The sequence below is a fragment of the Desulfomicrobium macestii genome, from assembly GCF_014873765.1.
In the GTDB taxonomy this organism is placed as follows: Bacteria; Desulfobacterota; Desulfovibrionia; order Desulfovibrionales; family Desulfomicrobiaceae; genus Desulfomicrobium; species Desulfomicrobium macestii.
Genome location: NZ_JADBGG010000008.1, coordinates 74,726 through 87,743, shown reverse-complemented (window position 1 = coordinate 87,743; position 13,018 = coordinate 74,726). Strand labels below are relative to the sequence as shown.

Annotated in this window: 10 protein-coding genes; 4 read left to right on the top strand and 6 right to left on the bottom strand. The window is 62.8% G+C overall.

From position 1 onward, the window contains the following. The first annotated feature begins 256 nt into the window (after positions 1 to 256). From H4684_RS07105 to H4684_RS07095, 3 genes are all read left to right on the top strand, one after another. On the top strand, positions 257 to 1,312 hold the full coding sequence (locus tag H4684_RS07105) for a DctP family TRAP transporter solute-binding subunit (RefSeq protein WP_161949209.1): 1,056 nt from the start codon (positions 257 to 259) through the stop codon (positions 1,310 to 1,312). A gap of 103 nt (positions 1,313 to 1,415) precedes the next feature. Continuing rightward, a complete protein-coding gene (locus tag H4684_RS07100) occupies positions 1,416 to 1,913 on the top strand; it encodes a TRAP transporter small permease (RefSeq protein WP_192623279.1) in 498 nt (165 codons plus the stop codon). Continuing rightward, positions 1,913 to 3,187 carry a TRAP transporter large permease gene (locus tag H4684_RS07095; protein ID WP_092193903.1) on the top strand — a complete coding sequence of 425 codons (1,275 nt, stop codon included), beginning with the start codon at positions 1,913 to 1,915 and terminating at the stop codon, positions 3,185 to 3,187. Before H4684_RS07100 ends, H4684_RS07095 begins: the two co-directional genes overlap by 1 nt. An 86-nt stretch (positions 3,188 to 3,273) precedes the next feature. On the opposite strand, the gene H4684_RS07090 is transcribed toward H4684_RS07095, so the two are convergent. Then, a complete protein-coding gene (locus tag H4684_RS07090; protein ID WP_092193902.1) occupies positions 3,274 to 4,731 on the bottom strand; it encodes a GGDEF domain-containing protein in 1,458 nt (485 codons plus the stop codon). A 175-nt stretch (positions 4,732 to 4,906) separates the two neighbouring features. Between H4684_RS07090 and H4684_RS07085 the strand changes: the two genes are divergently transcribed. Beyond that, entirely contained in the window at positions 4,907 to 6,526 is a 1,620-nt protein-coding gene (locus tag H4684_RS07085) for a glycosyltransferase family 4 protein (protein ID WP_143077942.1), read from the top strand. 157 nt (positions 6,527 to 6,683) lie between these two features. Here the strand turns inward: H4684_RS07085 and cobJ are convergent, their stop codons facing one another. The 5 genes from cobJ to H4684_RS07060 are packed head-to-tail and all read right to left on the bottom strand — an operon-like array spanning position 6,684 to position 13,012. Next, complete coding sequence (gene cobJ, locus H4684_RS07080; protein ID WP_092193900.1) at positions 6,684 to 7,436, bottom strand: precorrin-3B C(17)-methyltransferase; 753 nt, start codon at positions 7,434 to 7,436, stop codon at positions 6,684 to 6,686. Then, complete coding sequence (cobM, locus tag H4684_RS21120) at positions 7,421 to 9,232, bottom strand: precorrin-4 C(11)-methyltransferase (protein WP_192623278.1); 1,812 nt, start codon at positions 9,230 to 9,232, stop codon at positions 7,421 to 7,423. The genes cobJ and cobM overlap by 16 nt, the downstream gene beginning before the upstream one ends. Further along, complete coding sequence (gene cbiE, locus H4684_RS07070) at positions 9,229 to 10,572, bottom strand: precorrin-6y C5,15-methyltransferase (decarboxylating) subunit CbiE (RefSeq protein ID WP_192623277.1); 1,344 nt, start codon at positions 10,570 to 10,572, stop codon at positions 9,229 to 9,231. The genes cobM and cbiE overlap by 4 nt, the downstream gene beginning before the upstream one ends. After that, entirely contained in the window at positions 10,569 to 11,663 is a 1,095-nt protein-coding gene (locus H4684_RS07065; protein WP_192623276.1) for a cobalt-precorrin-5B (C(1))-methyltransferase, read from the bottom strand. Before H4684_RS07065 ends, cbiE begins: the two co-directional genes overlap by 4 nt. Continuing rightward, the gene (locus tag H4684_RS07060) at positions 11,660 to 13,012 is read right to left on the bottom strand and encodes a cobyrinate a,c-diamide synthase (protein ID WP_092193896.1); all 1,353 of its coding nucleotides are present in this window, start codon (positions 13,010 to 13,012) and stop codon (positions 11,660 to 11,662) included. The genes H4684_RS07065 and H4684_RS07060 overlap by 4 nt, the downstream gene beginning before the upstream one ends. Between the last annotated feature and the right edge of the window lie 6 nt (positions 13,013 to 13,018).

Below are 13,018 nucleotides of genomic sequence, written 5' to 3'. Positions count from 1 at the left end.
CCCTGAACCGTGGCGGACGGAACGGGGCGTGCTCGTGAAGGACAAAATCACTAGGGGGGTGCAGTGTCGAAGTCAATGTGACGGGTCGGGTCGTGCGGATTTGAACGGATGGGCGGGTGATGCCCAGAAAAGGGTTGCAAACCTTCTTGCTGATCGATAATTGTTTATGCTTTGTGTCCTCTTTTTTGAAATTTTAATAAAAACAAAGGCTTGTATCATTCGTCCCGCGTGGCGTCTGGACAGCCCGGAGGCATCGATGAAGATGAAGGTTTCGGTGGCGATCTTTCTGGCCATGACCATGTTCTGCGCCGCGTCGGCCCAGGCGGAGCGGGTTCTCAAGTTCGGGCACATCGCGCCCACCAAGATCGAGAACAAGGATTTTCCCATGCACAAGGCGGCCCTGGCCTTTGCCGAGCACGTGGAAAAGGAGACGAAAGGCGAGATCAGGATCGAGGTCTTTCCGCTTGGTCAGCTCGGCAACGAACGTTCCATGCTGGAGCAGGTCCAGTTCGGCACCCTGGACATGATGGACTGCACCACGGCCGTCATGTCGAATCTCATTCCCCAGGTGGGCCTCCTGGACCTCTTCTTTCTCTTTCCGAGCAAGGAAGTCGCCTACAAGGTGCTGGCCGACGAGGAATTCAAGACCGTCATGGACGCGCTGATGCCCGGCATGGGGCTGATCCCCATCGGCTATGCCGAAAACGAGATGCGCGATTTCGGTGTGCGCGACAAGACCATCACCTCGCCCGAACAGATGAAGGGTGTGCGCGTGCGGGTCATGGATTCGCCCGTGTTCCTGGAAAGTTTTCGTGCGCTCGGCGCCAACCCCGTGGGCATTCCTTTTCCGGAACTGTACACCGCCTTGCAGCAGGGTGCCGTGGACATGCAGGAAAACCCCATTCCGACCTCGGTCATGATGAAGTTCACGGAAGTGGCCAAGTATCTGACCCGTTCCTCCCACTCCCTGACCTGTCTCTACAAGATGGTCAGCCGTCCGGTCTGGGAGAGCCTGACTCCGGAGCAGCAGCGGATCTTTCTGGATGCCGCCAAGATCGCCGAGGACATCAACCGCACCGAAAACACGAACATGCGCAACGAACTCGAAAAACTGGCGCAGGAAAAGTTTGGCGCGACCATCGCGGACCTGACTCCCGAAGAGCGCAAGGCCTTTCATGACGCCGTGCTGCCCGTGCACGAGAAGTTCGCGAACCAGGTCGGCAATATCCCCGATGACCCGAAGTTCGGAAAGTACGCAGGCAAGCGCTATTACGACATGATCGTGGAAAAGGTGAACCAGTACAGCAACTAGATCCTGTTCGCGGCGACCTCGACCTGGATACGGCGCCGCGAGCCAAGGCAAGCCTTGAAACAGAACGGCAGGGCCTTTTGGTCCTGCCGTTTTTGAGAGAATGATGAAGAATTTTCTGCGCATCCTCGGGCATATCGAGGAATTGACCGTGGGCGGGCTGCTTCTGCTGCTGGCCGTGGGCACCACCATCCAGGTCATGACCCGGTATTTTCTGGGCATGACCTTTGACTGGTTTGACGAGGGCAGCCGGTATCTGCTCGTCTTCGTGACCTTTGCCGGAGCAGGCATGGCCGTCAAATACGGAGCGCATTTCTCCATGGAGGCCGTGACCCAGTATGCCCCGCCGCGCATCGCCGCGGCCCTGCGGACCCTGGCCGGCCTGCTGAGCGCGGCGGTGATGCTGGTCATCGCCTGGTACGGGTGGGAGCAGACGACGCTGCTGGCCCGCTACGGGATGACCACGGCGTCGCAGGGCATGCCCATGTGGGTGGCCTATCTGCCCATACCCGTCTTCGGGGTAAGCATCGCCCTGCGTTTTCTGGGCAGGGCCCTTGGACAGGCGCGCATCATGTTCGGGCAGACCGCAGAGGAGCGTGACTGATGGTCTGGTTCATCGTCTGCACTTTTTTGGGCCTGTTGCTGCTTTCGACGCCCATCGCCATTGTCGTCCTTGCGACTACGGCCGGGGCCGTCAGCCTTTTTCTGAACGTACCCCTGACCGCGCTGGTGCAGCAGCTTTTTCGCGGGCTGGACAATTTTCTGCTGCTGTCCATTCCTTTTTTCATTCTGGCCGGCAATATCATGGCCGAGGGGCGCATCGCCCATTATCTGGTCCAGTCCATGGACGCCTGCGTCGGGCGCTTTCGCGGCGGGCTGGCCCTGGCCGGAATTCTGACCTGCATGTTTTTCGCGGCCATCTCCGGGTCAAGCCCGGCCACCGTTATCGCCGTGGGCAGCATCATGATTCCGGCCCTGATCCGTTCGGGCTACAGCGAAAAATTCAGCATCGGCCTCATCACCAGCGCCGGAACCCTCGGCATTCTCATTCCTCCGTCCATCCCCATGGTCCTCTATTCCCTGGTGGGCAACACCTCGGTCAGCGACATGTTCATGGCCGGCGTCGTTCCGGGCGTGATACGGGTGATCATCTTTGGGGCCTTTGCCGTGTACATGGCCAGGCGTTTCAACTGGGGCGCGACATCATCGCATTCCCTGGGCGAAACCCTGCGCATCCTCGGGCGGGCGTCCTGGGGACTGGCCATGCCGCTTATCGTGCTCGGGGGCATCTATTCCGGCATCTTCACGCCCACCGAGGCGGCGGGTGTGTCCGTGGTCTACGCCCTGCTGGTCGAGACCTTCATCTACAGGTCCCTGACCTGGGAAAAGTTGCGGGTCATCCTGGTCAAGAGCGCCGTGCTCTCATCGGCCCTGCTCTTCATCATCGCCTGCGCCATGCCCTTCATCTGGCTGCTGACCCGGGAGCAGCTTCCGGTGCAGGCCGCCGAGTTCATCGGCGCACACATCAGCAACAAGTACGTTTTTCTGTTTCTGGTCAACATCCTGCTGCTTGCGGTGGGGTGCGTCATGGACATCGTGACCTCGATCCTGGTCCTGACCCCCATCTTTCTGCCCATGCTGGCCCACTTCGACATCGATCCAGTGGCCTGGGGAATCATGATGATCGTCAACGTGGAGATCGGATTCCTGACCTTTCCCTTCGGCCTGAACCTGTTCGTGGCCATGGGCATCACCAAAAAGCCCCTGACCTATATCGCCCGGTCGGTCATGCCTTTTCTGCTGTTGCTCTTCGTCTGCCTGCTCATGGTCACCTATATTCCGGTCATCTCCACCTGGCTGCCCTCAGTTCTGAAATAGCGAGGGCTCTCGCAAAATGAAAAACCGCATGAGGCAGCCCCCATGCGGTTTTTTTGTTTTAAGCGCCGACGTCGGCTCCGGCCGTATCAGGCCAACTGATCAGCCTGACATTCTTCGATGGCCGAGCAGCAGACCATGTTGCGTCCGCTGGTTTTGGCCAGATACAAGGCCAGGTCGGCGTTGTGGACCAGGCTTTCCGGCGGGGTCAGGGCGCCGGGCTTGAGCCCTGCGATGCCGATGGACACCGTGACCCGGAAGCGCTTCTTCTGGAAGCGGAACACGGTCTGGCCGATCTGGGCGCGCAGACGTTCCGCCAGAATCCAGGCCTGCTCTTCCCGGGTCTGCGGCAGAATCACGACAAACTCCTCGCCGCCGTAGCGGGCGGGAAAGTCGGATTCACGCAGGGTCTTGTGCAGTATCTTGCCCACTTCCCGCAGCACCATGTCTCCGGCCTGATGTCCGTAGGTGTCGTTGACGGACTTGAAATAATCGAGGTCGATCATCATCAGGCTGAGTTCGTCCTGATGGCGCTGGTGGCGTTTCATTTCCTCGCGCAGGCGAGTGTCAAAATGATGACGATTGGAGATGCGCGTCAATCCGTCATGGTCCGCCCGGGCCTTGGTCTTGCGGAATTCGAGGCTGTTGCGCATGGCCAGGGCCAGATGATTGGCGGCCGAGCCGAGGACGCGCAGGCGATCCTGCCCGAGGGCCGACGCCTCGCGCGAACAGATGACCAGGGCTCCAAAGGGCTCCGGTCCCAGGGACAGGGGCAGGGTGATGAGCTGGTCGAGCTCCGGCTGACTTTCCTCATCGCCGTCCCTGTGTTGCAGGACCGAGACCTGATAGCCGCGTACCTCGTGATTTCCGAGGCGGGTGGCCAGGCTCAGCAGATGATTGATCCATTCCGCCTGGCTCGTGGTCGAGAGGTTTTCGGGCAGAAAGAGTTCCGCCTCGGTCTGGCCTTCGTTCTCGCTCCAGAAGATGCCAAGCACGGCCCGGACATCAAGGAGCAGCGCCAGATCCTCGGCGCTGTTGGAGAGGATGACCGACGGATCAAGGGTCTGACTGGCCTTGGTCAGCAGCTGGTTGAGAAATGCCAGCTGTTCGTTCTTCCGGGCCAGGAGTTCCCGTTCGAGACTGATCTCGCGCGCCATGAGGAAAATATCCTGATACATGCTGGATACTTCTTCCGCCTGTTCCAGGGCGCGGGCAATTTTTTCCCCATTGAGGGGACAGGTCATGAGCGTGAGAAATATGCCGGAAGACATGAATTCCAGAGCTTCCGGGTCATGTCTGTCGGCAATGAGCAGGAACTGCCAGGACTTGTGCGCGGTCAGCCGCTCCCTGTCCTGCGCCGCCAGTTCTTTCCAGGTGGAAACGGCCACGAAGACAAGCCCCCCCTGGGTTCTCTCGCTCATGAATTCCAGCGCCGAACCGGGCAGGCGGTTCTCAAGAATGCTTGTCCGGGGCAGGTGCCCTTTCAGCTGGGAGGCCAGCTCGGGGCTTAAGGCCAGGCCCAGGCAAGGGCGGGTCGGGGTGTCCATGAAATCCTCCAGGGCAACGAAAAATTGACGATTTCCTGGAACTTAGCAAGTTTGCTGCCAAGCATGACGAAGGGCGACAGCCAAGGCTCCGCCGTGCGTTCCGAGTCATTTTCCCGCCTGCTCGCGCCGCCTTTTCAAAGGACGCTCATAGGCCCGGATATTGCTCTGGCTGGGCATGGCGCAACACTTAGGCCCTGTCTGGGGCACTCTTGACCCGTTTGTCGAAGGCGGTCCCATCATCGGACGCAAGGTTGCCAATGCTGGTTTCCTGCGGGCCCTGCTGGAAGCCGATCCTTTCGCGGCCTATCATTTTTTTCTGGCGGACCGGCAAAGCGGCGAGGCGCTGCAAACCTACGTGCAGTCCGTCTGTCCGCAGGCGCTCGGCAAGATTCGCATCCTGCCGCGCACCGCATTGCCCGAGCATCTGGCCCGGACTTCCTATCATGCATTTCATCTTTCCGACTGTCTGACCTCGCAGGGTTTTCTGGCTGCGATCAGGAACAGGCTGGCCCATGACATCTTCCCCATCACCGGCGTGACCCACTCTCTGTCCTACGCGCGCTACGGCCAGTCCTTCGCCCAGCATGTCTGGAGCGGAAACACGCCGAGGGACTGCATTGTGGCCACCTCAAGCGCCGGGGCCGATGTCGTGCGGGAGGAACTGGCGGCGCTTGGCGAAGCGTATGGCGCTCCGGTGCCGCAGGTGGCGGTGGTGCCCCTTGGCGTGTGGTGCTCTGAATTTGACGCCCCCGGACCGGGTGGCGTGCCCGCCGTGCCGGAGTCGAAGACCGTTTTTCTGGTACCGGGACGGATCAGTCCGTATTCAAAGATGGATCTCTTGCCCCTGCTGCGTGCTTTCCAGCGTGTGCGCCAAGGCGGGACCAAGCTTGACGACGTCTGTCTGGTCCTGGCCGGAAGCCCGGACGAGGGCGCATCCCTGCCGCACACCCTGACCAATCTGGCGGCCAATATCGGACTTGAGCTTGTTGTCGTGCGCTGTCCCGACGATGCGACCAGGACGGCCCTCTTGCATCGCGCCGACGTGGTCGTGTCCCTGGCCGACAATCCGCAGGAGACTTTTGGCCTGACGATCCTGGAAGCGGCCGCCGCCGCAAAGCCCGTCATCGCTTCGGACTATGACGGCTACCGGGATCTGGTCCGTCACGGACTCACGGGATTTCTGGTGTCCACTCTGGACAGCGGCGAGGTGGACGACATTTCGCTCCTGGCACCGCTTCTCTACGACAGCACCTATCACCTGTGGCTGGCCCAGGACGTGGCCGTGGATGTGGGCGAACTTGCCGGGCATCTGCACGCCATGCTGCGCAAGGGCGTGCGTGAGGGCATGGGCCGGGCGGCCCGGGAGCATGCCCTGGGTTTTGACTGGTCCCGGATCATCGGGCGCTATCTGGAATTGTGGGAGCGGCTGGCGGCAGCGTCCGCGTCCAGGCCGGACGGGGACGGCCATCCGCTGCTCATGCGCCATGGACGGATTTTTGCCGGATACCCGACGCGGCGTCTGGCGGAAGGGGATGTGCTGGAAATCACGGATCTCGGCCGTGCAGTGTACCGGGGAAAGGATTTTCCCGTGGTCTATGCGGGCATCGAAGACCGGATCGACCTTGAGCTCATGCGCAAGGTGCTGGTCTGGACCCGGCGTCCGTTACCGTGGACGGCCCTGCAAGAGAAGGCCGATGCGGCGGAGCGTCTGCCCTCGACCGTGATGTGGATGCTCAAGGGGGATCTGCTGCGCGTCTCGGCTGTGTCCGAAAGCTTGAAAACGCAGAGCGAATGACGAACTATCAGGCCGCCCCAAAACGGCGACCTGCTGCGTCAGCGAAAAAATCCAGACCGCGCATCTGCGCAATACACCGCGCGCCCTGAATTTTTTCGCTTCCTTGCATCTCACCATTTTTGAACGGCCTGCGCATTTTGAATTTTTCAACAGTCAGCTATCCGTATTTTTCGAAATAGCCGCGCGGGGTGAGGATCTTTTTTCCGGCCAGTCGGCTCGCGCTGTTGCCGATGATGACGGTGGTCAGCATGTCGGCCCACTCGGGATCGCAGGTGCCAAGGGTCGCGACGCGGACGTCCTGATCCGGACGGTAGGCGTTGCGCACGAAGCCCACGGGAGTGCTCGCGCCGCGATGCTCGGTCGCGATGGCCAGGGCCTGTCCGAGATAGGAATCGCGCTTGCGGGACTTGGGGTTGTAGAGAGCGATGACGAAATCGCCTTCCACCGCGCAGCGGATGCGCTTCATGATCGTCGGCAGCGGGGTCAAAAGGTCGGACAGGGAGATGGAGGCGAAGTCGTGCATGAGGGGAGCGCCGAGCAGGGCTGCCGCCGCGCACAGGGCTGGGATGCCCGGCACGACTTCAAGCTCCACGGTGTCCAGGAGTTCCTCGCGTTCCAGATATTCCAGAACCAGTCCGGCCATGCCGTAGATGCCGCTGTCCCCGGAAGAGACGACTACCGTGTCGAGTCCGGCCAGGGCGAATTCAACGGCCTTGGCCGTGCGTTCCATTTCCTTTTTCATGGGGCTTGAAAAAAGGGTCTTGCCCTTGAGCAGATCAGGATCGACCAGCTCCATATAGCGGTCGTAGCCGACAACGGCTCCGGCCTGGACCAGACAGGACAGGGCCATGGGGGCGAGCAGCGCCGAGCTGCCGGGCCCAAGGCCGATCACGGTCAACCGGCCAGACATATGGCCACCGTCACGTTTCCGCTTATCGTCTTGGGCACTATGAGACGCGCCGCCGGGGCTGATTTCAGGGCTGCCTGGATGGCTGCTGCTTCGCATACGCTCCCAACTCCTATTTTTTCCCGCACCCGCTCCGAGGGGTTGGGGACTTCTGTTTCATCAAGCATCGACGCTTCAAAGAATTCAAGAGGCAGCCCGAGTTGCCGCGCCGCTTCCAGCAGCCCCTCTTCGTCTGCTTTAAGTTCAACGCTGGCCAGCGCGACCAGACTGTCCAAAGCCAGTTCGTGTCCGGCCATGACTTGACTGAGGGCCTTCAGAATTTCATCCCGTGACACGCCCCTGCGGCAGCCGATACCGGCGCAGAGGCAACGCGGATGCAGGATCAGCCCCTCGGCCTTGGCGTTCTTCCAACTGACCAGCACCTGCGCCTGAGTCTCCTTCACCAGTTCGAAAGAATCTTTCAGGTCGTCGTTTCCGGACAGGCCCAGACGATTTTCCGGGTCATGCACCGTGACGCGTCCGCCCTCGGCCAATACGCTGTTTAGCCCCGCCAGGCGGGAAGGATCCGCGATGGCGCAGTCACGATTTTGGGCCAGGGTGTCGATGGCGGGCTTGCCGGCCGTGTCCGTGGCCGTGGTGATGACGGGACGGCCCCCGACATGGGCGGCGATGCGCCGGGCCAGGTCGTTGGCTCCGCCGAGATGGCCGGACAGGAGGCTGACCACGTGCTCGCCGTTCTGATCGCAGACGACCACGGCCGGGTCTGTTGTCTTGGATTGAAGCAGGGGCGCGATGCTCCGCACCACGATGCCCGTGGCGGCCACGAAAACGTGGGCGTGGTAGAGGGGAAAATTGACGCGCACCTGATCGGCGATGCGCTCAAAGCCCTGCACCCGGTCATGGGCGGCCCGGTCTTCGGCCAGACGGCTGGTGGCGAAGAGATCGGCCGGGGCCATGGCCGCGATGCGCCTGGCCAGGCCCAAGCCCTGGCTGGTCATGGCGTACACGGCCATGCGCGACCAGGTCTGGGGGCGTAAGGCCTCGCGGAAGCCGTGTCCGAACGAGGCGTCATAGAGCCTGGACTGGATTTGCGGCGCGGTCTCTTTGGGCAGGACCAGAAATACGGCCTGCCGGGTGATGTTGTCCGCCTGCAGGCTCTCTTCGAGTTCCGAAAGGGTGGTGCGGATGATTTTTTCCCCGGGATGCCCAACCTTGTGGCCGATGACGATGACCGTGTTTTCCGGCGATCCGGCCTGGCGCAATTGGCTGGCCAGTTCTCCGGCCTTGTCCGCGGAGAGGTACACGGCCACGGACGAGCCGTGCCGCGCGAGTTCGCTCAGCCTTTCTGATTCCGGCACCGGAGTGCGGCCGTGCAGACGGGTGATGATGAGGCTCTGGGTAGACTCGGGCACGGTGAACGACACTCCGGCCCTGGCCGCGGCCGCAAAGGCGGCGGTCACGCCGGGGATGATGGCCCAGGTCACGCCGTCACGGTCCAGCAGCGCGATCTGTTCGCGCACGGAGCCGAACAGGGATGGATCGCCGGTATGCACCCGCGCCACGATCCCGCCCTTGCGCGCCGTCTCGAGCATCAGGGCGTGGGTCTGTTCAAGGCTCATGCCCGCCGAATCGGCGACCACGGCTCCGGACCGGGCGCAGCCCACCACCTTGGCGGGCACCAGGGAGCCGGCATAGAGCACCAGATCAGCCTGTGCGACAAGGTCCCGGCCGCGCACCGTGATCAGGTCCGGGTCTCCGGGACCTGCGCCGATAAAATAAACCTGAGGGGAAGTATTCATGTGTCGCTTGAAGGTTTTTGGGTTTCCAGAAGGAATACGGGGTTGGACGGGGTGAGCCGCAGGTCACCGGCCAGAGGGGACCCGGCGTGGTGCATGAGCTGATGCACCTTCAAGGGCCAGTCCAGTTCATGAAAGACGGTGCGGACGGTCTCCAGCGTGGAGAGCAGCACGGCGGCGATCACCATGCGTCCGCCGGAAGCAAGCAGGGCGGCGCACTGCGCAAGAACGGGGGCTGAGGCCCCGCCGCCGATGAAAATGTGGGTGGGGGCGGAAGAATGGGAAGAATGGGACATATGGGGCCTATAGGACGTATGTTCAGGGCAAGCATAATCGCTTTTCTGGGCGTTGGCTGCCTTTTTATAGGTCCCATACGACCCATAGGTCCTATAATTCCCATAATCCCCAAAATTCCCATTCCCCAAAAACTCCTCCAAACTGCCGTGCACCACCTCCACCAGCCATGCCCCTGTGCGTTCCATATTTTCCCTGATGTGCCGCACGCGTTCCGCCTGACGCTCCACCGCAACCACGCGCCCTCTGCCAAGGAGCCGCGCGGCCTCCAGGCTGACGGCTCCGCTGCCTGCTCCAAGATCCCACATGACGGCGTCCGGGGGCAGGCGCAGCAGGGACAGGGCGAAGGCGCGCACTGGCTGCTTGGTCATGAGACCGTCGGTGTGGGCCAGCGCGTCGTCATCGAGACCCAGCTTGAGAGGCAGGGCGGGAATCGCCGTGCGTTCCAGGACAACAATGTTCAGGGCGTGCCAGGCGCTGTGCGCGGCTTCGGTCAGGGCGAGGGTGCTCAGCCTTTCTTCGGGGCCGCCCAGGGCCTCGGCCACGTTCATGCGCCAGCCCGTGACGCCGCGTTCCAGCAGAAGCCCGGCGATGGCGTTCGGACTGTGCTTTTGATCCGTATACAGGGCCACCAGATTGTCGTGCGTGAGGGCCGCAAAGAGCGGGGTCAGGTCGTCGCGGCCGTGCAGGGAAAGGGTCCGGCAGTCGTGCCAGGGCAGGCCGAAATGGGCGCATGCTGTCTGCATGGCCGAGACATTGGGATGAAATGTCAGCTCGCCGGGGGCGAAGTAGCGCAGCAGGCTCGCGCCAAGGCCGTAGAGCAGGGGGTCGCCGTCGGCCAGCACGCAAACGTTTGCGATTTCAGCCCGTGCGCGGATGGTCGCCGCGAATGCGTCCATGCCGGTCAGGGCCAGGCGGCGATCCTCGGCGATCTCCAATTCATCCAGAAGACGTTTTCCCGAGGCCACAAGGTCCGCGCCTCGGATCAGTTCCATGATTCTGGGGCAGCGTTGCTCGCTGGACAGACCCAGACCGATGACGTGGATCATGCGGCCTCCGGGGTCTGGTGCAGGATTTGTCCGGTGAAATCGAAGAGCATGTAGCCCACGCGCAGATCACGGCCGCAGAAGGCACGGGCGGCTTCGGCGGCCCTGTCCGTGAGCAGGGTGAAGAGCGCCTTGCTTCGGGGCATGGGGGACAGCAGTTCCAGGGCCTGCATGGCCGTGTTGGCGCCTGCGACCTCCCGGCAGACATGTTGGTCGAAGCCGCAATCCGCGCACCATCCCGCCAGAATGCCAAGGTCAAGCTCCGCGCTGCGGGCGTGGGTGTAGCGGTGTCCCTGGGCCTGCTTGACCAGCTTTCCGAAAAAGACGCCCCAGAGCACGGAGCCAAATCCGCGCCGACCGACTTCGCGCATGCTGTAGGAAAAAAAGTCGGCCACCTGGACACAGGCCGTTTCCGGCGTCCGCGGACGGGCCTGACGCAGGAAACGTTCGCTGCGTCCGCCCGTGGTCAGGCAGGGGGTGGTCACGCCGCAGGCCTGCATGACATCCAGGCACTGGCGGATGGTGGCCTGATAGGCCGCGTTGCTGAAGGGTTTGACCGTGCCACGGGTGCCGAGGATGGAGATGCCCCCGACAATGCCGAGGCGCGGGTTGAAGGTCTTGCGGGCCAATTCTTCCCCTCGGTCGACGCGGATTTCCACCTCAAGGCCGATGCTTTCGCTTGCGCCCGGGGCAAGGGCGTCGGCCAGGGCCTCGGTCACGGCCAGGGTGATCTGCTCGCGGGGCACGGGGTTGATGGCTGGCATGCCCACGGCGACAGGCAGGCCGGGCCGGGTCACGACGCCCACTCCGGACCCGCCGCGCAAGGTCACGCCTGATTCTGCGCAGCGTTGCACCCGCGCGCGGATCACGGCTCGGTGCGTCACGTCCGGGTCGTCTCCTCCGTCCTTGACCACGGCGGCCATGACGGCGTCCCCGTCGATCCGGCTCTCAAGGATGGCGATGCTCATGCGTTCGCCAACGGGCAACTGCACGTCGACACGGTCCTGGGCGCGGCCCGTGAGCAGGTGCATGGTCGCCGCCTTGGCGGCAGCGGAAGCCGCCGTGCCCGTGGTGAAGCCATGGCGCAGGGTCATGCCCCGCAGGCTCCGGCGAAATGGGCGGCCATGTCCGGATTGGAGCCGAAATGCAGATGCACGTAGGATCCCAGGCAGTTGCCCTTTTTGTATCCGCCGCCGGCATTGGTCTTTCCGCAGCGGTCATGAACCTCGTAGACCTGGGCGGCGGCCGGGTCGCTGCCGCTCATTTGCGAATAGTGGAACTCATGCCCCCTGGCCTGTGCTCCGGGAGCGCCCAGCGCAGTGGGGGCGGTGAGCCTGATTTCGCGGTATCCCAGGGCCTGATGGCGGTTTTCCATGGCACAGGAGAAATCAAAGACCCCGGCCATGGCATGTTCCTGGCCCGAGCGCGTGCGCAGGGAGCGCATCAGGTACATGAAGCCGCCGCACTCCGCGTAGACCGGCTTGCCGCCGGCGCAGAAGTCGCGGATCTTGCCGAGCATGGTCGTGTTGGCGGCAAGCTCTGCCGCGTGCAGTTCCGGATATCCTCCGCCCAGATACAACCCTTTGAGGGCCGGGGGCAGGTTCGTGTCGTGCAGCGGCGAGAAGGGCACCAACTCGGCCCCGGCCTGACGCAGCATGCGCAGGTTTTCCTCGTAGTAGAAGCAGAAGGCGCGGTCGCGGGCGTATCCGATGCGGATTTCCGGCATCCTGACCCCGCCGTCGCTGAGGGACGGCAGCGTGTACTCGGGCAGGGCCTCCAGCAACGCATCCAGATCAATGGATTTTTCGACCCAGTCGGCCAGGGCGTTCAGGCGCTCCTCGCGGCGGTCCAGGTCTTCGGCGGTGACCAGTCCGAGGTGCCGCGAGGGCAGGGGCAGATCGGCCTGGCGTTGCAGGCTGCCAAGCACCCGCACGCCCTGGTTGTCCATGGCCTGGGCCAGAATCTGTCCGTGGGTGGGACTGCCGGTCATGTTGAAGAGCACGGAGTCCAGGCGCAGGTCCGGGTCGAACTGGGCATAGCCCTTGACCAGGGCCGCCGCCGAACGGGCCATGCCCCGGGCGTTGACCACCAGCATCACGGGCACGCCCAGGATCTTGGCCAGTTGCGCGGCCGAGCCTTCCTCGCTGACGGCGCCGATGCCGTCGAAGAGTCCCATGGCTCCTTCGATGATGGAGATGTCGCAACCTTCGTGGTTGCGCCGGAAAATGCGATGGATCTCATCGGCCGAGAGCATCCAGCCGTCCAGGTTGTGGCTGGGCAGCCCCGAGGCCATGCGGTGCAGGCCGGGATCGATGAAATCCGGGCCGGACTTGAAGCCCTGCACCACCAGGCCCTTGCGGGCGAAAGCTTTCATCAGGCCGAGAGTGACGGAAGTTTTTCCGCACCCGCTGGAAGTTCCGGCAATGACGATGGCTTTGGGCATAAACTT